This window comes from Bradyrhizobium iriomotense, from assembly GCF_018130765.1.
GTDB classification, from domain to species: domain Bacteria; phylum Pseudomonadota; class Alphaproteobacteria; order Rhizobiales; family Xanthobacteraceae; genus Bradyrhizobium; species Bradyrhizobium iriomotense_A.
The window spans coordinates 113,383-132,447 of sequence record NZ_JAFCJZ010000006.1; the positions used below are offsets into that span (position 1 = coordinate 113,383).

Annotated in this window: 14 protein-coding genes; 7 read left to right on the forward strand and 7 right to left on the reverse strand. The window is 65.6% G+C overall.

The window, feature by feature from the left end; genetic code table 11:
- Window positions 1–36: 36 nt before the first annotated feature.
- Genes JQ635_RS13310 through JQ635_RS13320 form a run of 3 tightly spaced genes read left to right on the forward strand, consistent with a single transcriptional unit; the run spans window position 37 to window position 5,850 of the window.
- Window positions 37–825: an ImuA family protein gene (locus JQ635_RS13310; protein ID WP_211410322.1), complete on the forward strand. Its 789-nt coding sequence runs from the start codon at window positions 37–39 to the stop codon at window positions 823–825.
- On the forward strand, window positions 722–2,374 hold the full coding sequence (locus JQ635_RS13315; RefSeq protein WP_211410323.1) for a Y-family DNA polymerase: 1,653 nt from the start codon (window positions 722–724) through the stop codon (window positions 2,372–2,374). The genes JQ635_RS13310 and JQ635_RS13315 overlap by 104 nt, the downstream gene beginning before the upstream one ends.
- Window positions 2,371–5,850 carry an error-prone DNA polymerase gene (locus JQ635_RS13320; protein WP_211410324.1) on the forward strand — a complete coding sequence of 1,160 codons (3,480 nt, stop codon included), beginning with the start codon at window positions 2,371–2,373 and terminating at the stop codon, window positions 5,848–5,850. The genes JQ635_RS13315 and JQ635_RS13320 overlap by 4 nt, the downstream gene beginning before the upstream one ends.
- 256 nt (window positions 5,851–6,106) lie before the next feature.
- Here the strand turns inward: JQ635_RS13320 and JQ635_RS13325 are convergent, their stop codons facing one another.
- Window positions 6,107–6,877: an SDR family NAD(P)-dependent oxidoreductase gene (locus JQ635_RS13325; protein ID WP_211410325.1), complete on the reverse strand. Its 771-nt coding sequence runs from the start codon at window positions 6,875–6,877 to the stop codon at window positions 6,107–6,109.
- Window positions 6,878–7,078: 201 nt separating this feature from the next.
- Window positions 7,079–7,366 (reverse strand): hypothetical protein, encoded by a 288-nt coding sequence (locus tag JQ635_RS13330; protein ID WP_211410326.1) that lies wholly within the window; start codon window positions 7,364–7,366, stop codon window positions 7,079–7,081.
- A 56-nt stretch (window positions 7,367–7,422) separates the two neighbouring features.
- On the opposite strand from JQ635_RS13330, the gene JQ635_RS13335 reads away from it, so the two are divergent.
- From JQ635_RS13335 to JQ635_RS13345, 3 genes are all read left to right on the forward strand, one after another.
- Complete coding sequence (locus tag JQ635_RS13335; protein WP_211410327.1) at window positions 7,423–8,823, forward strand: CoA transferase; 1,401 nt, start codon at window positions 7,423–7,425, stop codon at window positions 8,821–8,823.
- 145 nt (window positions 8,824–8,968) lie between these two features.
- A complete protein-coding gene (locus tag JQ635_RS13340; RefSeq protein WP_211410328.1) occupies window positions 8,969–10,213 on the forward strand; it encodes an efflux RND transporter periplasmic adaptor subunit in 1,245 nt (414 codons plus the stop codon).
- A 40-nt stretch (window positions 10,214–10,253) separates the two neighbouring features.
- On the forward strand, window positions 10,254–13,370 hold the full coding sequence (locus JQ635_RS13345) for an efflux RND transporter permease subunit (protein ID WP_211410329.1): 3,117 nt from the start codon (window positions 10,254–10,256) through the stop codon (window positions 13,368–13,370).
- Window positions 13,371–13,390: 20 nt separating this feature from the next.
- Here JQ635_RS13345 and JQ635_RS13350 read toward each other — a convergent pair whose 3' ends face one another.
- The 5 genes from JQ635_RS13350 to JQ635_RS13370 all read right to left on the reverse strand — a co-directional run bounded on the left by JQ635_RS13350 (window position 13,391) and on the right by JQ635_RS13370 (window position 18,227).
- Complete coding sequence (locus JQ635_RS13350) at window positions 13,391–14,353, reverse strand: amidohydrolase family protein (protein ID WP_211410330.1); 963 nt, start codon at window positions 14,351–14,353, stop codon at window positions 13,391–13,393.
- A gap of 53 nt (window positions 14,354–14,406) precedes the next feature.
- A complete protein-coding gene (locus JQ635_RS13355; RefSeq protein ID WP_211410331.1) occupies window positions 14,407–14,964 on the reverse strand; it encodes a hypothetical protein in 558 nt (185 codons plus the stop codon).
- 26 nt (window positions 14,965–14,990) lie between these two features.
- The gene (locus JQ635_RS13360) at window positions 14,991–16,421 is read right to left on the reverse strand and encodes a TolC family outer membrane protein (RefSeq protein ID WP_433996563.1); all 1,431 of its coding nucleotides are present in this window, start codon (window positions 16,419–16,421) and stop codon (window positions 14,991–14,993) included.
- A 188-nt stretch (window positions 16,422–16,609) separates the two neighbouring features.
- Window positions 16,610–17,389, reverse strand: a complete 780-nt coding sequence (locus JQ635_RS13365; RefSeq protein WP_211410333.1) for an enoyl-CoA hydratase — start codon at window positions 17,387–17,389, stop codon at window positions 16,610–16,612.
- A gap of 160 nt (window positions 17,390–17,549) precedes the next feature.
- Window positions 17,550–18,227: a hypothetical protein gene (locus JQ635_RS13370; RefSeq protein ID WP_211410334.1), complete on the reverse strand. Its 678-nt coding sequence runs from the start codon at window positions 18,225–18,227 to the stop codon at window positions 17,550–17,552.
- Between the two features lie 291 nt (window positions 18,228–18,518).
- Between JQ635_RS13370 and JQ635_RS13375 the strand changes: the two genes are divergently transcribed.
- Window positions 18,519–19,064 carry a sigma-70 family RNA polymerase sigma factor gene (locus JQ635_RS13375; RefSeq protein ID WP_183240945.1) on the forward strand — a complete coding sequence of 182 codons (546 nt, stop codon included), beginning with the start codon at window positions 18,519–18,521 and terminating at the stop codon, window positions 19,062–19,064.
- Window position 19,065: the final 1 nt, after the last annotated feature.

The window sequence follows — 19,065 nt, forward strand, 5'->3', positions numbered from 1 at the left end:
GAGCCATCGGCAATCACCTCTGAAGGAGCGGCGAGCATGAGCGGCGCACGTAAAAGCGCGCTTGCGACCTTGCGCGGCCAGATCGAGCGCATCGAGACGGCGGAGGTCGTGCATCAGCAGGATCGCGTCGCGCTCGGCCATAACGAGGTCGATGGCGTGCTGAAGGGCGGGCTCGCGCGCGCGGCGATCCACGAGGTGTTTTGCGAGGGCCGCCAGGGTGCGGCCGCGACGGGTTTTGTCATGGGGCTTGCGGGGCGCGTCTCAGCGCGTCGGCCGCTGCTGTGGGTGCGGCAGGATTTTTCGGAAGTCGAGGCCGGCGCGCTGTCGATGAGCGGGCTCGCCGAGCTCGGCCTCGATCCGCGCCGTGTGGTGATGGTGCGCGCTGCCGATGTCGAGAGCGCGCTGCGCACCTCGGCCGATGCGCTCGCCTGCGATGCGCTCGGTGCCGTCGTGCTCGAGCTCTGGGGCGATATCAGGCAGTTCGATCTCGTGGCGAGTCGCAAGCTGACGCTGGCCGCGCAAGGCTCCGGCGTCACCGGTCTGATGCTGCGCATGGCCGCGCAGCCGTTGCCTTCGACTGCGGAGACACGATGGATGCTGCGCGCGGCGCATTCGCCGCCGGGCCCGATGTGGAGCGCCTGGGGCGCGCCGCGCTTCGATGCCGAGCTCTTGCGCAATCGTCATGGCCCGTGCGGCCGGTGGATCATGGAATGGAATTGTGATGAGTGCCAGTTCAGTGAACCCTCGACGTATTCTCAGCCTGTGGCTGCCGCGCCTGCCCATCGACCGGATCCAGCGGTTCCTTGGCAGCGCCGGACTGCGTAAGGCCAAAGCGTTTTCAAGCGAAGCGGGTACCGGTTCGCGTGAAGAAAACGCGTCAAAACAAAAAGACGAGCCGAGCGTCGTCGTCATCAAGGACAACAACGCGCTGGTGATCCATGCGCTGGACGATGCGGCGTCTCGTCTGGGTTTGCATATCGGCCAGCCCCTGGCCAATGCGCGGGCGATGTGTCCGGACTTGCGGGTGTTCGACGCCGATGTCGTGGCCGATGCCAAGACGCTCAGCGACATCGCCGACTGGTGCGACCGCTTCACGCCGCTGGTTGCGCTCGATCCGCCGCATGGGCTGTTCCTCGATATCACCGGCTGCGCACATCTGTTCGGCGGTGAAGCGGCACTGTTGCAGACGCTGGTTCGTGCCCTCGCACGTCAGGGCTTTGCCGTCAGCGCGGCGATCGCCGGCACGTCGGTCTGCGCTCGCACGCTGACGCGGCAGGCGACAGGCACCATCGTGGCCGATGGCGGGGAGGCGGAGGCGATCAGCCCATTTCCGGTCTCCGCGCTCGGTGCGGGCGAGGCCATCACCACCGGCCTGCGCCGCGCCGGCCTGAAGACCATCGGCGATGTCGCCTCGCGCTCGCCGAGCGAAATCACGGCGCGGTTCGGTGCGCGGTTCTCGATCCTGCTCGCGCACGCGCTGGGACAGGGCGATGCGCCGATCAATCCGCGCAAGCCATTGCCCGATTACATCGTCGAGAAGCGCTTTGCCGAACCGATCGCGACCGACACCATGATTGCGATGACGCTGTCGCGTCTGGCCGATATGCTGATCGCCTCCATGGAGAAGCAGGGTAAAGGCGCGCGGCGGCTGGAGGCCGCCTTCTTCCGCACCGACGGCGTGGTGCGCGCGATCATGGTCGAGACCGGACGTCCCGTGACGCGCAGCGCGGTGATCGACCGCCTGTTCCGCGAGCGCCTCGATGCGCTCGCGGATCCCCTCGATCCCGGTTTCGGCTTCGACATGGTGCGGCTGTCGGCGAGCCGCACCGAGATCGTGGTGCAGGAGCAGCGCGACCTCGACGCCCATGTCCACGACAATGACGAGCTCGCCGCTTTGATCGACCGCATCGCCGCGCGCATCGGCGGCAAGCGCGTCGTCGTGCATCTGCCGCAGGATACCCATATCCCCGAAAGCGCGGTGCTTGCCGCGCCAGCACAGCATCATCTCGCCGCCGCTATGCAGGCCGAATGGCCTGTTCGCACCGAGAGCGAGCCGCCGCTGCGCCCCTTGCGGCTGTTCGACAAGCCTGAGCCGATCAAGGTGCCGTTCGCGACCGTGCCCGATGGCCCGCCGCATCAGTTCACCTGGCGCCGCGCGCTGCACGCGGTGGTGCGGGTGGAAGGGCCCGAGCGCATCGCCATGGAATGGTGGCGGCAGGACGGCAAGCAGCTGACGCGGGATTACTTCCGCATCGAGGATGCCGAAGGCCTCCGCTTCTGGATCTTTCGCGACGGTCTCTACGAGGGGGAGGTGTTCGACGGTGACGGCAAGCCCGCGTCTCCCGGCTGGTATGTGCACGGTCTTTTCGCATGATTACGCCTGCTTATGCCGAGATCGGCATCACCACAAACTTCTCCTTCCTGCGCGGCGGCTCGGATCCGCGCGCCTATGTGCATCAGGCAAGCCTCCTCGGCATCCCCGCGATCGGCATCGCCGATCACAACACGCTCGCCGGTGTGGTGCGGGCTTACAAAGAGCTCGACAATGACAAGGTGCTGCACAAGCCGAAACTGCTGATCGGCGCGCGCATCGTCTTCATCGACGGTACGCCCGACATTCTGGTCTATCCGCGCGATCGCGCGGCCTATGGCCGGCTCTGCCAGCTCCTGACCCGGGGCAAGCGCGGCGACGACATCACGCGGATCGAGAAGGGCGAATGCCATCTCACCTTCGCCGATCTTCTTGAGTTTTCCGAAGGCCAGCTTCTGGTGTTGACGCTGCCGCATCGCTTCGAGCCGGCGCAGGCGCTGGATGTTCTCGCCAAGCTCAAAGCCAGCCGCGCCGAGGGCGTGTGGCTGGCGGCGAGCCTGATCTATCGCGGCGACGACCGGCGGCGCCTTTCGCGGCTCGACGATCTCGCCGCAAAGGCCAAGGTGCCGCTGCTCGCGACCAACGAGGTGCTTTATCACGATCCCGGCCGCCGGCCGCTGCAGGACGTGCTGACCTGCATCCGGGAGAAGACCACGATCGAGGCTGTGGGGCGGAAGCTCGAGGCCAATGCCGAGCGCTTCCTGAAGACGCCGCGCGAGATGGCGCGGCTGTTCCGCGATTTCCCTGAAGCGATCGCGGAGACCATGCGCTTTGCGGACAAGATCGACTTTTCGCTCGACCAGCTCAAATATCAATATCCGGACGAGCCGGTGCCGCCGGGCAAGACCGCGCAGGGGCATCTGGAAGATCTGACCTGGGCAGGCGTCGATAAATACTTTGGCGGCGAGATCGACGACAAGCTGCGCGCCACCCTGAAGAAAGAGCTCGCGCTGATCGCCGAGCTGAAATATGCGCACTATTTCCTCACTGTGCACGACATCGTCCACTATGCGCGCAGCCAGAACATCCTGTGCCAGGGCCGCGGCTCGGCGGCGAACTCGGCCGTGTGTTACGTGCTCGGCATCACCTCGGTCGACCCGACCAAGGTCGACCTCTTGTTCGAGCGCTTCATCTCCAAGGAGCGGTTGGAGCCGCCCGACATCGACGTCGATTTCGAGCATTCGCGGCGCGAGGAGGTGATGCAATATGTCTACCGCCGCTACGGCCGTCACCGCGCCGCGATCATCGCCACCGTCATCCACTACCGCCCGCGCAGCGCCATCCGCGATGTCGGCAAGGCGCTAGGCCTGACCGAGGACGTCACCGCCGCGCTCGCCGATACCGTCTGGGGCAGCTGGGGCAAGGGCCTCAACGACATGCAGGTCCGGCAGGCCGGGCTCGATCCGCAAAATCCGATGATCAACCTCGCGGTCGAGCTTGCGACCGAATTGATCGAATTCCCGCGCCATCTCTCCCAGCATGTCGGCGGCTATGTGCTGACCCAGGACCGGCTCGACACCTATGTGCCGATCGGCAATGCGGCGATGGACGACCGCACCTTCATCGAATGGGACAAGGACGACGTCGACGCGCTTCATATGATGAAGGTCGACGTGCTGGCGCTGGGCATGCTGACCTGCATCAGGAAGTGTTTTGATTTGATCGCGGACCACAAGGGCGAGCGTTTTGTGCTGGCGAGCGTTCCGCAGGACGATCCCAGGGTTTACGACATGCTGTGCGCCGGGGAGTCGCTTGGCGTATTCCAGGTCGAGAGCCGCGCCCAGATGAACATGCTGCCGCGCCTGAAGCCGCGGACCTTCTACGATCTCGTCATCGAAGTCGCGATCGTGCGGCCGGGCCCGATCCAGGGCGACATGGTGCATCCGTATTTGCGGCGGCGAAACGGGCTGGAAAAGGTGAGCTATCCCTCGCCGTCGCCGGACCAAGGCGACAAGGACGAGCTTTACAATGTGCTGCACAAGACGCTCGGCGTCCCGCTGTTCCAGGAGCAGGCGATGCGCATCGCGATCGAGGCCGCACATTTTACGTCCGAGGAAGCCAACGGCCTGCGCCGCTCGATGGCGACCTTCCGCAATGTCGGTACCATAGGCCAGTACGAGGAGAAGCTGATCGGCAACATGGTGGCGCGCGGCTACGACCCCAATTTCGCCAGAAGCTGCTTTGACCAGATCAAGGGTTTTGGCTCCTACGGTTTTCCGGAGAGCCATGCCGCAAGCTTCGCGCAACTGGTCTACATTTCTTCATGGTTGAAGCACTACCATCCCGACGCCTTCTGCTGCGGCCTCCTGAACTCGCAGCCGATGGGCTTTTACGCGCCGGCGCAGATCGTCAGCGATGCCCGCAAGAACGGTGTCGAGATCCGTGACATCGACGTGTCCTTCAGCTTTGCGCAGAACACGCTGGAAAATACAGATGGCAAGTATTGCGCCGTGCGCCTCGGCTTCCGCCAGATCGACGGCTTCCATTGGCTGGATGAAGATGAGGAGAGGTTGAAACGCTCCCAGCTGTCATTCCGGGGCGACGCGTCAGCGTCGAGCCCGGAATCCATAACCACGATCGGGAGTATGGATTCTCAGATGCGCAATTGCGCATCAGAGCTCGCGCCAAGAGGCGCGCCCCGGAATGACAATGTGGAGAGAGCCGAAGACTGGGCCGACCGCATCATTGCCGCGCGCAACCGCCGGGCCTTCACCTCTCTCGAGGATTTCGCCCGTGATACCGGCCTGCCCAAGCGCGCGCTGATCCTGCTCGCGGACGCCGACGCCTTCCGTTCGCTCGGGCTCGACCGCCGCGAGGCGCTGTGGCAGGTGCGGCGGCTGCCCGACGACGTGCCGCTGCCGCTGTTCGAGGCGGCGACCGCGCGTGAGCAGCCGGACGAAGGTGCAAAGCCGCTGCCGGCGATGCCGCGCTCCGAGCAGGTGGTCGCGGACTACCAGACCATCCGGCTGTCGCTGAAGGGCCACCCGATGGAATTCTTGCGCGAGATGTTTACGCGCGAGCGGGTCGTCGCCTGCAAGGACATCAGCCATGAAAACGAGCGGCGCCGCGTTCGCTGCGCCGGCGTGGTCCTGGTGCGGCAACGGCCGGGTAGCGCCAGCGGCGTCGTGTTCATGACGCTGGAGGACGAAACCGGCATCGCCAATGTCGTGGTCTGGCCCAAGATCATGGAGCAGTACCGCAAAGAAGTGATGGGCGCACGGCTCATCCTGGTCGAGGGCTATATCCAGAGCAGTCCCGAAAAGGTGACGCATCTCATCGCCCAGCGCATGGTCGACCGCTCGCATGATCTGGTCGGCCTCGCCAACGATGCGCTCAGCGGCAAGCATCCGGTGCCGTCAGGTGCGACCGTCGTCGAACCGCTCAACGAAGACCCCCGCGCCCTCGCGGACATGCCAGCCCAAAAAATCCGCCACCCCCGCAACGTCCGCATCCTGCCGCCGTCGCGGGATTTTCATTGAGCGTCGTAAGGCGGGCTGCCCACTACGTCGTCATTGCGAGCGCAGCGAAGCAATCCAGACTGTTCCCGCGGAAAGATTCTGGATTGCTTTGCTGCGCTCGCAATGACGAGTTTGTCGAGCGATCGCGCGCCACACTCTCAGTCGTCATACCCCGCGAAAGCGGGGTATCCAGTACGCCGCGGCTTCTCGATTCAATCACAGCCGCCTCTAGAATACTGGATCGCCCGGTCGAAGCCGGGCGATGACAGCGTGCCCCCTAAAAATTCACCCGGTTCGAGATCGCGCCGTCAACGACGAGGTTCGATCCAGTCGTGAAGGCCGACACCGGGCTCGCCAGAAACACCGCTGCACTGGCGATCTCCTGCGGCGTTGCCATGCGGCCCGTCGGGTTGCGCTTCATTGCGTCCTGGTACCGCTCGGGCATGTTCTTCTCGACCATCTCCCAGACGCCGCCCTTGAAATAGACGGTGCCGGGCGAGACCACGTTGACCCGGATCTTCCTCTTCGCGTATTGCCGTGCCAATCCCTTGGCCATGTGGATCAGCGCCGCCTTGATCGGGCCGTAGGAGCTGGCCGTGTCCGCCTGCGCGGCGGAGATCGACGAGATGATCACGAAGGCGGCGTCGCCGCTGCCGGCGCCGCTTGCTTCGAGGAACGGCCGCGCGGCGTCGAAGGCGTGCACGGCACCGAGCACGTCGAGCCGGAAATTCTGCTCCCATGATGCGGGATCGCCGCCCTGCGCCATCGCGCCGGCATTGGAGAACAGCATGTCGATGCTGCCGAGCTCTTTTGCGGCACTCTCGATCCAGCTCTTCAACGCCGCGCCGTCGGTCACATCGACCGGGCTGCCGGTGGCGCGGATTCCGCTCGCCTTCAGTTCGGCGACGGTGGCCGCAACCTGATCCGCATTGCGTGCGCACACCGCGACATTGCTGCCTTCACCGGCCAGCGTCGCCGCAATCGCCCGCCCGATGCCGCGCGTGCCGCCGAGGACGATGGCGTTCCTGCCTTTGAGACCGAGATCCATTGTTGGTTTTCCTTGTTGTTGGTCGTGCGGAGTTTGGTTGTTTGAGCGAAGATATCGAATTCGTTCTCGCTGTCATACCCCGCGAAAGCGGGGTATCCAGTACGCCGTGACGTCTCGGCTCTATCATCAGCGTCTCTGGGATACTGGATCATCCGCCTTCGCGGATGATGACACCGTGTGAGATGGCCCAGAGCATCGCCCTCACTCCGGCGACGCTCCCACCGGCGGGCCGCCGGGCGGGCGGTGGAGGAAGGTCAGTGATGCATAGGCGCCGACCCAGGAGCCGATCGCGGCGAAGGCAACATAGAAGGCGTTCTCGGTGTAGCTGATCACGGCATAGGAGGAGAGCAGGTACCAGATCGCGCTCCACGTCGCCGCAGGCACGCGCTTGCGCGCGACCACGGCGGAGGTGAACATCACATAGACCGCGTCGGTCGCCGCCGTGGCGATGAACACGGCACCCGCGGTGAGGGGATCGATGGCGGCCATTGCAATCCTTTCCGTGCTAATGAATGGTTGTAAAAAATTACGGGAGAGAAGCGGTCATGCAAAGCCCCGCCGACATTCTCAGCAACATCTGGACCTCCGTCTGCGGCGACAAAGCCGCGCTCGCGCGCGTGCGGCTGACAGGCGAGGAGCCGCAGATCCCGTCCTCGTTTCGCGTCGCCGTCGCCGGCCAGACCACGATCGCCGCAGCCGGCCTCGCCGCTGCCGAGATCTGGCGGCTGCGCAGCGGCGAGGCGCAGGACGTCTCCGTCGACATGCGTCACGCCGTCGCCGAATGCCGCTCCGAGCGCTATTTGCGCCTCGACGACAAGCCGCCGCCACCGGCCTGGGATGCCATCGCCGGCGTCTACAGGACGGGCGATGGCCGCTTCGTTCGCTGCCACACCAATTTCCCGCATCACCGCGATGCCGTTTGCAAGGTGCTTGCTTGCGAGCCGGAACGCGAGAAGGTGCAGGCTGCGCTGATGCAGTGGAAGGGCGAGGATTTCGAGACTGCGGCCTACGCAGCGGGCGGCGTTGTCGCCTTGATGCGCTCTCACGACGAGTGGTCGGCGCTGCCGCAGGCGCGTGCGCTCGCGGAGTTGCCGCTGCTCTCGATCGAGAAGATCGGCGATGCTTCGCGAAGGCCGTGGCCGAAAGGCGATCGTCCGCTCGCTGGGCTCCGCGTGCTCGATCTCTCCCGCGTCATCGCAGGTCCCGTCGCCGGCCGCACGCTCGCAGCACACGGCGCCGATGTGCTGCTGGTGTCGGGGCCCGAGTTGCCCGCCATTCCCTGGCTCACCATCGATACCGGTCGCGGCAAGCTCACCACCTTCCTCGAGCTCAAGAGCGAGAAGGGCAGGGCGCAGTTGCGCGACCTGCTGAAGGACGCCGACATCTTCTCGCAGGGCTATCGTCCGCGCGCGCTCGCCGCCCTCGGCTTTGCGCCCGAAGAGGTCGCTACGATCAGTCCTGGCATCGTCTATGTCACGCTGTCGGCCTATGGCCATGTCGGCCCCTGGGCCGAGCGGCGCGGCTTCGACTCGCTGGTGCAGACCACGACCGGCTTCAACCACGCCGAGGGAGAGGCCGCCGGCATCGACGGTCCCAAGGAATTGCCGGCGCAGATGCTCGACCACGCCACCGGCTATCTGATGGCGTTCGGCGCGATGATGGCCAAGGCACGCCAGGCGTGCGAAGGCGGCAGCTGGCACGTCCGCGTGTCGCTGGCGCAGACCGGCCGCTGGCTGTGGAATCTCGGCCGGCTCGACGGCGGACTGAACGCCCCGGATCTTACGGGGGCAGCTGTACATGCTGCGTTCATCGAGCGCATGCCATCTGGCTTCGGCACGTTGAAGGCGGTGCAGCATTCGGCGCTGCTCTCGAAGACGCCGGCGCAATGGAGCCGTCCGGCGATGCCGCTCGGCAGCCATCCGGCACAGTGGCCGCCTCGAAGCTGACGTGGGGCTGACGCGTCGCAAAATTTTAACGCAAACGGAAAGGCGCGACGCGTTTTTTAGGTTGTTTGAACTCTCAATTCGGCACTATTAGCGCGACCGATGAGGCTATCGTTTGCCGACATCGTCGCAAACAAGACCGGGCCCTATGGTAGTTGAAAATACCAAGCGATTGCAGGCGCTTACAAAACGGCGGGTGGTCACATCCGTAGTTTTACTAGCTCTTGCCGCCGGCGGGGCCTATGGGTTTCTCCGTGCGGGCGCCAAGGAGAAGAGCCACTCCGAGATTTCCAGCCAGTCGCGCAGGAATGCGCAGAACTTCACGCCGACGCCGTCCGAGTGGGCGACACTGACGATCGAGCCGGTCAAGGCCAAGACCTTCCGGGCCGAATATGTCACCGAAGGCAAGGTCGCGGTCGACGAGGATCGCTCGACGCCAGTGTTCTCGCCTTATGCGGGCAGGGTCACCAAGCTGCTCGCCAAGCCCGGCGAGACCCTGACGCAAGGTCAACCGCTGTTCACAATCGAAGCCGCCGACACCGTGCAGGCCCAGAACGATTTCATCGCGGCGATGACCGCGCAGAACAAGGCGAAGTCGGCGATCGATCTCGCCGACATCCAGTTCAAGCGCGCCAAGGATCTCTATGAGGGCCACGCCATTCCGCTGAAGGACTACCAGCAGGCGGAAGCGACGCAGGTCCAGGCGCAGAACGACATGCGCTCCTCGGTGACGGCGCTGGAGGCTGCACGCAACAAGCTGCGCATCCTCGGCTTCACCGACGACACCATCAAGGCGTTCCAGGACAAGGGCACGATCAATCGGGAGATCACGATCTACTCGCCGATCTCCGGCACGGTCGTGCAGCGCAAGATCGGCCCGGGCCAGTACGTCAATTCCGGTGCCAGCGATCCGGTCTTCGTGATCGGCGATCTCTCGACGGTCTGGCTCACCGCCTTCGTGCGCGAGAGCGATGCGGCCGCGGTGTGCATCGGCCAGGACATCACCGTCAACGTGATGGCGCTGCCGGGCCGCCCGCTGACCGCGAAGATCAACTACGTGGCCGCCGCGATCGATCCGAGCACCCGCCGCCTCTTGGTCCGCGCCACCATCGACAACAAGGATGGCCTGCTCAAGCCGGAGATGTTCGCCAACGTCACCATCTATTCGGCCGGCGATCGCGCCGCGCCGGCGGTACCCAAGCAGGCCCTGATCTACGAAGCCGACAAGGTCCGTCTCTGGGTCGCGCGCGAGGACAAGTCGGTCGAGCTGCGCGAGATCAAGATCGGCCTCATCAACGGGAATCTCGTCGAAGTCACGAGCAACCTGAAACCCGGCGAGCAGATCGTCACCAAGGGCAGCCTGTTCATCGACCGCGCGGCGTCCGGCAGCTGATCGACGACCCAAAAAAACTGAAGACAAGCTGAAGACCTGAATGGATCGCCTCGTCGCCCTTGCCGTCAACCGGCGCTTCCTGATGGTCGGCATGTTCGTCGCCGTGCTGATCGGCGGCCTGATCGCGTTCAACCAGCTCAACATCGAGGCCTATCCCGATCCGACCCCGCCGATGGTCGATATCGTGACGCAGAGCCCGGGCCTTTCGGCCGAGGAGATCGAGCGTTACATCACGATCCCGATCGAGACCCAGGTTGCGGGTCTGAAGAACCTCACGACCATCCGCACCATCTCGCTCTACGGCCTCTCCGACATCAAGCTCCAGTTCTCCTTCGCCTATACCTATGACGAGGCGTTGCAGCAGGTCCTGAACCGCCTGGCGCAGCTCGCGCCGCTGCCGGGCAACGTGCAGCCGCAGATCTCGCCGCTCAGCCCGATCGGCGAAATCTTCCGCTACCGCCTGGTCGGCCCGCCGAACTACAGCGTGCTCGATCTCAAGACCATCCAGGACTGGATCCTCCAGCGCCGCTTCCGCGCCGTGCCCGGCGTGATCGACGTCACCGGATGGGGCGGCAAGAGCAAGACCTACGAGCTCCAGGTCGATTTCAACAAGCTGGTCGCCAACGGCCTGACGCTGCCGCAACTGCTCCAGGCGGTCGGCAATGCGAACGTCAATGTCGGCGGCAACACCGTCAATATCGGCCAGCAGTCGGCCGTGGTGCGCGGCGTCGGCCTGATCCGCTCCATCGACGATCTCGCCAACACCATGGTGTCGCAGACCAACGGCAACCCGGTGCTGGTCAAGGACGTCGCCACCGTCACCGTGGGGCAACGGCCCCGTCTCGGCATCGCCGGCCTCGATGATTCCGACGACATCGTGCAGGGCATCGTCCTGATGCGCCGCGGCGAGCAGAGCTCGCCGACCATCAAGCGCGTCCACCAGCTCGTTCAGACCATCAACAACTCCAGCATCCTGCCGCCCGGCGTGCGCATCGAGCGCATCTATGACCGCGGCGACCTGATCGAGCTCACCACCCACACCGTGCTGCACAACATGGTGGTCGGCATCCTGCTGATCGTGCTGCTGCAGTGGATCTTCCTCGGTGACCTCCGCAGTGCGCTGATCGTCGGCGCCACCATTCCATTCGCGCTGTTCTTCGCCGTCATCATCCTGGTGCTGCGCGGGGAATCGGCGAACCTGCTGTCGGTCGGCGCGATCGATTTCGGCCTGATCGTCGATGCCACCGTCATCATGGTGGAGGCGATCTTCCGCCGCCTGACGCAGACGACGCCGGTGTCGGAAACCGAGCATATGTCGAACGAGACGCTGTTCGGCATGAAGAGCCACGCCATCCTCAGCGCCGCCGCCGACGTCTCGCGTTCGATCTTCTTCGCCGCCGCGATAATCATCGCGGCCTTCCTGCCGCTGTTCACGCTCTCCGGCGTCGAAGGCAACATCTTCGGGCCGATGGCGCGCACCTATGCCTACGCGCTGGCCGGCGGCCTGCTTGCCACCTTTACCGTCACGCCGGCGCTGTCCGCCATCATCCTGCCCGCGCATGTCGAGGAGACCGAGACCAAGGTGATGCTGATCCTGCACCGGATCTACATGCCGGTGCTGAACTGGGCCGTGGCCAACCGCAACATCGTGCTCGGCGGCGCGATCGGCCTCGTGGTGATGACGGTGGCGCTGGGCCGGCTGCTCGGCCTCGAATTCCTGCCGAAGCTGGAAGAGGGCAATCTCTGGATCCGCGCCACGCTGCCGCCGACCATCTCACTCCAGGAAGGCAACAGCTACGTCAACGAGATGCGCAAGGTGATCCGGGCCCGGCCCGAGGTGGAATCCGTGGTCTCGCAGCACGGCCGCCCCGACGACGGCACTGACGCCGCCGGCTTCTTCAACGCCGAGTTCTTCGCGCCGCTCAAGCCCGCCAGCCAATGGCCCGGCACGCGCGACAAGGAAGAGCTGACCGCGGAACTGCTCAAGCAGCTCGACGACCGCTTCCCCGGTGTCGAGTTCAACTTCTCGCAATATCTGCAGGACAACGTCTCCGAAGCCGTCTCCGGCGTGAAGGGCGAGAATTCGATCAAGCTGTTCGGCAGTGATCTGCAGGCGCTCACCGACACCGCCAACAAGATCAAGCAGGTGCTGTCGACCGTGCAGGGCGTCACTGACCTTGCGGTGTTCACCTCGCTCGGCCAACCGACGGTCCAGATCGACATCGACCGCGCCAAGGCCGCGCGCTACGGGCTCGCTCCCGGCGACATCAACGCCACCATCAAGGTCGCGATCGGCGGTGACACTGCGGGCGATCTCTACGAGCCGGGAAGCGACCGCCACTTCCCGATCATCGTTCGCCTTGCGCCGGAATTCCGCAGGAGTGCCGAGGCGATCCAGAATCTGCGCATCGGTGCGCCCGGGCCGAACGGTACCGTGACGCAGATCCCGCTCAGCGAGGTCGCCACCATCAGCCTCGTGTCGGGCGCGGCCTACATCTATCGCGAGCAGCAGGAACGCTATTTGCCGATCAAGTTCTCGGTGCGCGAGCGCGACCTCGGCAGCGCGATCCGCGAGGCGCAGCAGAAGATCGCCACCCAGGTGCAGTTGCCGCCGGGCTCGCACATGGAATGGGTGGGCGAGTTCGGCAATCTCCAGGACGCGATCCGGCGGCTGTCGATCGTGGTGCCGATCTCGCTAGCGCTGATCGGCGTCCTGCTCTGGTTCAATTTCGGCTCGATGACCGACACGCTGCTGGCGATGAGCGTGATCCCGATGGCGATCTTCGGCGGCGTGCTGGGGCTATTGATCACCGGCACCGCCTTCAGCGTGTCCGCGGCGATCGGCTTCATCGCGCTGTTCGGCATCGCCGTGATGGACGGCATCATCATCCTGTCGCAGTTCAACCAGCTGATCGAAGAGGGCATGGACCGCATGAGCGCAGTGATCCGCACCGGCGAGCTGCAGCTCCGGCCCGTGCTAATGACCTGCGTGGTCGCCGGCGTCGGCCTGCTGCCGGCGGCGCTGTCTGAAGGCATCGGCTCCCAGGTGCAGAAGCCGCTCGCGGTCGTCGTCGTCACCGGCATGATGCTGGCGCCCGTCGTGATCCTGGTCACCCTGCCGGTGCTGATCTCCTTCTTCTCCCGCCGCGCGCGCTGAGCGCCGGCGCCGGCTGCGACTCAAAATCCGTAGAGTCGCGCCGGATTGTCGACCAGGATCTTCTTGCGCACACCCGCATCCGGCGCCCACACCGGAAGCTGGTTGAGCAGGCGGGCGTCATCGATCTGGTAGAGCGGCGCGATGTCGGTGGCTTTGCGTCCCTCGACACGGTTCGAATCCGGATGCGGCCAGTCGGTGCCCCAGACGATGCGATCCGGATTCGCCGCGATCAGCGCCCGCGCGAACGGCACCATGTCCTGGTAGTCCGGCGCGAGCTTTGACGAGCGATAGGCGCCGGAGATCTTCACATAGGCCTTGCCGGACTTCACCAGCGCAACGAGATCGGAGAAACCCTGCTGCTCCAGGCCCAGCGAGGCTTCCAGGCCGCCGAAATGGTCGAACACGACGGGGACCGGCGCGCTCTCGACGAGGTCATTGATCGCCGAGATCATGGCCAGCGTGGTGTAGAGCTGCACGTGCCAGCCGCGCGCCTTCATGCGCTCGACGCCGGCGGTGAAGCGTGACCTGCCGACGTTGGGGTCGTTGACGCCGCCGGTCGCGAGATTGAGGCGCATGCCGCGGAAGCCGTCCGCCTGCATCGCATCGAGCTGCGCCTCGGTCGTCTTGTCGTCGATCACGGCGACACCGCGCGCATTGGCGCCGCGGGCTTTCATGCCGAACAAGGTCGACGAATTGTCGGTGCCGTAGACGCTGGGGGTGACGATGACCACGCGTTCCATGTGCAGCGCCTTGTGCAGCGCGGCCATCTCCTCCGGGGAGGCCGGCTCGGGCGTGTAGACGCGCCCGGCGAAGAACGGGAACTTCTCGACGTCGCCATGAATGTGAGTGTGGCAGTCGCAGGCATGCGCGGGGACGTCGAAATTGACCGGCGTCGCAGGCTGCGCCGCGCGGGCGTGGGCTCTGTTGGTCATGGCTACTCCGGCGGCAAGGGAGGCAAGCAGGACGCTGCGTCGGTTGAGCACGGTTTCTCTCCCTGGTTTTTATTATTTGGCAGTGGTGCCGGGAGAGTATCACATCAGCCCGGCAACCGCTGCGCGTCCTTGCATAGCTGCTCGACAAGGTCCGCAAGCGAGCGTGAGCCGTCAACGCGCACGACCGGGCAGGGCAGGGCCGCGAGCCAGGCCTCATCCTTTGCGAGACTGCGGCCCTCGCGATCGCCGGCTTCGTAGCGCGAGGCCCATTCGACGAACGACTCCGTCTCCCCATGACGCCAACCGCCCTGTGCGACGGCATCAGCCCCGAAATGCGCAGCCTCGCGGCCACGCAGGCGCTGCAAGCGAAGCTCGCGCGGCGTCGTCACAAAGACGACGAGATCGAAGAACGGGACGAGCTCATTGCCCCAACCGGTGACGGTTCCGCTCAGCACCCAATCGAGACGTGGCAGAAACATCTCGTGCATCAGGCGCAGCCGCTCGGCGGCGGGGCGCGTCGTCTGGTAGGGCGGCACGGTCGGCAGCCAGAAATAATCGTCGGTGTCGTGATGCGGCAGCGCAAGCCGGCCGGCGAGCGCGCGCCCGAGCGTCGTTACGCCGGAGCCCGAAGCTCCCATCAGATGGATGCGGAGGCTTTTCATCGGCAACCGACCGAGGAGATTTGAGGTTACTGCCCGGACGGCGTGCGCAGGCCGTGCCAGGCGTCGCGGACCTGCTGGTAGTGCACCTCGGGCAGGTAGTCCGGCGTGTTCAGGCTCAAGGTCTTGACGTCGAGATGGCCGACGGCGCTGAGCAGGGTGTAGGACGCGATCACGCGGTCGCGCAGCGCGCCGATCAGGCGGGCCTTGGCCTGGATCAGATCGGCCTGCGAGTTCAGCACGTCCACCGTCGTGCGCTGTCCGCCGGCGGCCTCGCGCTGCACGCCCTGGAGCGCGACGGTTGCCGCTTTCACCTCGGACTCCGAGGCCGAGACCGCGATCTTGGCGCCTTCATTGGCGACCCAGGCGCTGACCGCTGCCGTGCGCGCCTGGTTGCGCACCTGGTCGAGCACGAGCCGGCTCTGCGCCGTGATCTCCTTGGCCTGCCGGGTCTGCGCGGCGGCCTGGCCGCCGTCATAGATCGGCACTGTGACATTGGCGACAACCGAGGCCTGGTCCTCGGCGAAGGTGCCGAGTGTCGGGTCGTTGTTGCGGCTCTTGCTGGCGCTGCCCTGGACGCTGGCGCTCGGCAGCAGTGCGCCTTCGGCGACGCGAATGTTGGTGGAGGCGACATCGACGTCGAAGCCGGCCGCCATCACCGCCGGATGCTGACGGATCGCCATCGTCAGCGCATCCTCGCGGCTCTTCGGCAGATAGCGGTCGACCACTTCGGCGGGCTTGAGCTGCGACGGCGCGTTGCCGATCACCTGGGCGTAGGTCGCCTGGCTCACCGCAAGCGCGACCTCGGCGGCGTTGAGATCGGAGAGACCGCGGTTGAGGCGGGCCTCGGCCTGGGCGCTGTCGGTCGGCGTCACGTCGCCGGCATTGAGGCGGCGCTGGGTGACGGCGAGGGTCTCGCGCAGGAAGGCGACGTTGGAGCGCTGCGCCTCGACCAGCGACTGGTTCGCCAGCACGTTGGTATAGGCGGTGACCGCGTCGAGCAGCACGCCCTGGCCGACATTGCGCAGCGCCTCGCGGCCCGACTGGACCTGGAGCTCGGCGGCCCGCACGTTGTTGGCGGTACGGAAGCCGTTGAACAGGGTCTGCGTCACGGTGACGCCGATGACCCAGGGCTTCAGGTTTGCAGTCTGGATGGTGTTGTCAGGCAATAGGTTCCGCACCGATTGCAGGCCGGCGCTGAGGCTCGCCACGATCTGCGGCCGGTAGCCGGCCAGCGCCTGCGGCACGTTTTCGTCGGTGGCGCGCTGGCGCGCGCGCTCGGCATTGAGCTGCGGGTTGGTCTGGTAGGCTTTTGCCAATGCCTCCGGCAGGGCTTCGGCCCATGCCTGGGAGGGCAGGGCGCACGAGAGCGCCAGCGTGGTCCATGTCGCAAGCACAGGACCCACGCCCGATCGATGCCGCGTCATCACGCGACCAGCTCTGGCGGCACGCCCAATCATGTAATCCCGCTAAACCCCGGCTGTCCGCCCCCGCCGACGGTGGCCTCTTAACTGTTTAACCAGCCGGGGTCGCGCAGGCAAACTGCCGCGGGGAAAACCCCCATGTATTCCGTGCTTGTTGCAGGTCCGTCACAGCATTTTTGGAGGGAGACGCCAGAGCCTTACATCAGCCTGACCGCTTGCTGGCCTTACCGGTTCTTGTTCACCGGCTTGCGCTTCTCGATGAACGCGGCCATGCCCTCGGAGCGGTCTTCCAGCGCGAAGGTCGAATGGAACAGGTTGCGCTCGACGCTCATGCCCTCGGCGAGCGTGGTTTCGAAGGCGCGGTTCACCGCCTCCTTGGCCATTGCGGCTGCCGGGCGCGACATCGACGCGATCTTCTCGGCCGCGGCCATGACTTCGTCCATCAGCTTGTCGGCGGGCACGATGCGGCTGACGAGGCCCGAGCGCTCGGCTTCGGCTGCATCCATCATCCGGCCGGTGAGGCAGAGGTCCATCGCCTTGGACTTGCCGATGGCGCGGGTCAGGCGCTGGGTGCCGCCGATGCCGGGAATGGTGCCGAGCGTGATCTCGGGCTGGCCGAACTTGGCGGTGTCGGCGGCGATGATGAAGTCACACATCATGGCGAGCTCGCAGCCGCCGCCGAGTGCGTAGCCTGCGACCGCGGCGATGGTCGGCTTGCGGCAGCGGGCGACGCGGTCGCCGCCGATCGCGGCGAAGTCTTCGGAGAACATGTCGATGAAGCCCTTCGGCTGCATCTCCTTGATGTCGGCGCCGGCGGCAAAGGCCTTCTCGCTGCCGGTCACGACGATGCAGCCGATGGCGTCATCGGCCTCGAGATCGTCGACCGCCGCGGCGATCTCGCGGAAGACGCCGAAGGAGAGCGCGTTGAGCATCTTCGGCCGGTTCAGCTTGACGATGCCGACTGCGCCTTTGCTTTCGACGATGATGTGTTCGAACGTGCTCATGCTCCACCCACGCTTTTGATTGGCCGGGCAATGTGCCCGCTGGCGCGGTGAGCTTCAAGAGCCCAGGAAGGCTTCGGAACAAGGCGGCCCGGAACACGCGGCACGTCGCGCGTTCCGGACGGGATTTCTTCAAATCAGGCCAAGAAATCAGACCAAGAAATCAGGCCATGAACATGCGCGCGGCGGAGGCCAGCGTCAGCAGCGTGCCGACGCCGATGAAGATCTTGCCGATCAGGGAGCTCTGGTCCCAGGCCGAACTCTGCTGGCTGCTGGCCATCACCGGCGCGGGACGCGGCTGCGCCTCGGTCGCGGCAATCACCGCCTTCTGGCCGGGCGGATTGTCCTGTTGCGCGGCGCGGTCGAGATCGTTGGGCTGGTCGGGGGCGACGATCTGGCCCTCGGCGTTCGGGGTAGCGGTATTATCGGCCGCGGCCTGGACGTTGTCGTTGGCGCGGCCGGTCAAGGCGGAGGCCGCAGCCGCGGGCGGCGTATCGGCGGCGGCAAGCTGCGCATTGGCGTTGGCGACCTCCGGAGGCATCTGGCTCGAGGCGGACAGGCCGCTGTCGCCGGTCTTGTCGCCGGTCTTGGCCTCGCTGGCCTTTGCCGCGGTGTCCTTGCTGTTGGCCTTGTCGTCGGAGGACTTTTGCGCCGTCTTGCTGCTGGAGCGGCGAGAAGATTGGTGCCGGTGCTTGCCCGGCTTGACCGTATCGGCCTGTTTGCCCGCGCTGTCCGATTGGCTGCCCGCAGCCGAGGCTGGAGCCGCCCGTGCAGCGCCTCCGAACAGCAGGAAAAGTCCGGCAAGAAGAATCAGGGCAGCGCGCCCGCTGGCTTTCATCATGTTGACGATCTCCCCAATTCACCCATCCCGGGACCGAACAGAGACGCCGCGAGGTGACGACAGCGGGGCAGAAAAAGGGAATCTTCGGGCCAGACCGGGCAAAAGCGGGGCAAGGCGTCCCGTCGCGGCCGGCCGCCGGGTGCGGACGGGAACGATCGGTGTTATGAGCCGTCGCGAGTTCTTGCGGCCGCATCGGAGCACCGGCACCTAGTATTGATCACGAATTCGTGATTGCGCTGGGCCGGCGTAACAAATTGAAAGAGCGGCCGAATTGCATGGTGAGGGGCGCGCGTGCGCGGACGTGAGGACGAATGGACCGGCCTGATGCGGTCGGCCATGGCCGGCGATGATGCGGCGTATCATCGCCTGCTGAAGGCGGTCACACCGGTGCTGCGCGCTGCCGCGAGGCGAGGCCTGGCGCGGGCCGGGCAGCCTCCCGACCAGGCCGAGGATATCGTGCAGGAGATTTTGTTGGCGGTGCACCTGAAGCGGCACACCTGGGACAGCGAAGCCCCCTTCGCGCCCTGGCTGTTCGCGATCGCCCGCAACAAGCTGATCGATGCCCTGCGGCGGCGCGGCAGGCGCGTCTTCGTCAACATCGACGATTTCGCCGAGACGCTGCCGGGCGAGGCGCCGCAGGAGACGGCTTCGGCGGGCGAGGTTGCGGCGCAGCTGGGCACGCTGCCGCAGCGCCAGCGCGACGTGTTGCAGTCGATCGCGGTCGAGGCCGCCTCGATCAAGGACACGGCGGCGAAGTTTTCGATGAGCGAAGGCGCGGTGCGGGTCGCGCTGCATCGCGGCCTTGCCGCACTGACGGCCAAACTGCGGGACCACTAGT

What these genes read in the sequence shown, in the direction of transcription:
- JQ635_RS13310 (WP_211410322.1), top strand. Translation starts at nt 37, where the DNA reads ATGAGCGGCGCACGTAAAAGCGCGCTTGCGACCTTGCGCGGCCAGATC.
- JQ635_RS13315 (WP_211410323.1), top strand. Translation starts at nt 722, where the DNA reads ATGAGTGCCAGTTCAGTGAACCCTCGACGTATTCTCAGCCTGTGGCTG.
- JQ635_RS13320 (WP_211410324.1), top strand. Translation starts at nt 2,371, where the DNA reads ATGATTACGCCTGCTTATGCCGAGATCGGCATCACCACAAACTTCTCC.
- JQ635_RS13325 (WP_211410325.1), bottom strand. Translation starts at nt 6,877, where the DNA reads ATGGATCTCGGTCTCAAAGGCAGGAACGCCATCGTCCTCGGCGGCACG.
- JQ635_RS13330 (WP_211410326.1), bottom strand. Translation starts at nt 7,366, where the DNA reads ATGGCCGCCATCGATCCCCTCACCGCGGGTGCCGTGTTCATCGCCACG.
- JQ635_RS13335 (WP_211410327.1), top strand. Translation starts at nt 7,423, where the DNA reads ATGCAAAGCCCCGCCGACATTCTCAGCAACATCTGGACCTCCGTCTGC.
- JQ635_RS13340 (WP_211410328.1), top strand. Translation starts at nt 8,969, where the DNA reads ATGGTAGTTGAAAATACCAAGCGATTGCAGGCGCTTACAAAACGGCGG.
- JQ635_RS13345 (WP_211410329.1), top strand. Translation starts at nt 10,254, where the DNA reads ATGGATCGCCTCGTCGCCCTTGCCGTCAACCGGCGCTTCCTGATGGTC.
- JQ635_RS13355 (WP_211410331.1), bottom strand. Translation starts at nt 14,964, where the DNA reads ATGAAAAGCCTCCGCATCCATCTGATGGGAGCTTCGGGCTCCGGCGTA.
- JQ635_RS13360 (WP_433996563.1), bottom strand. Translation starts at nt 16,421, where the DNA reads ATGATTGGGCGTGCCGCCAGAGCTGGTCGCGTGATGACGCGGCATCGA.
- JQ635_RS13365 (WP_211410333.1), bottom strand. Translation starts at nt 17,389, where the DNA reads ATGAGCACGTTCGAACACATCATCGTCGAAAGCAAAGGCGCAGTCGGC.
- JQ635_RS13370 (WP_211410334.1), bottom strand. Translation starts at nt 18,227, where the DNA reads ATGATGAAAGCCAGCGGGCGCGCTGCCCTGATTCTTCTTGCCGGACTT.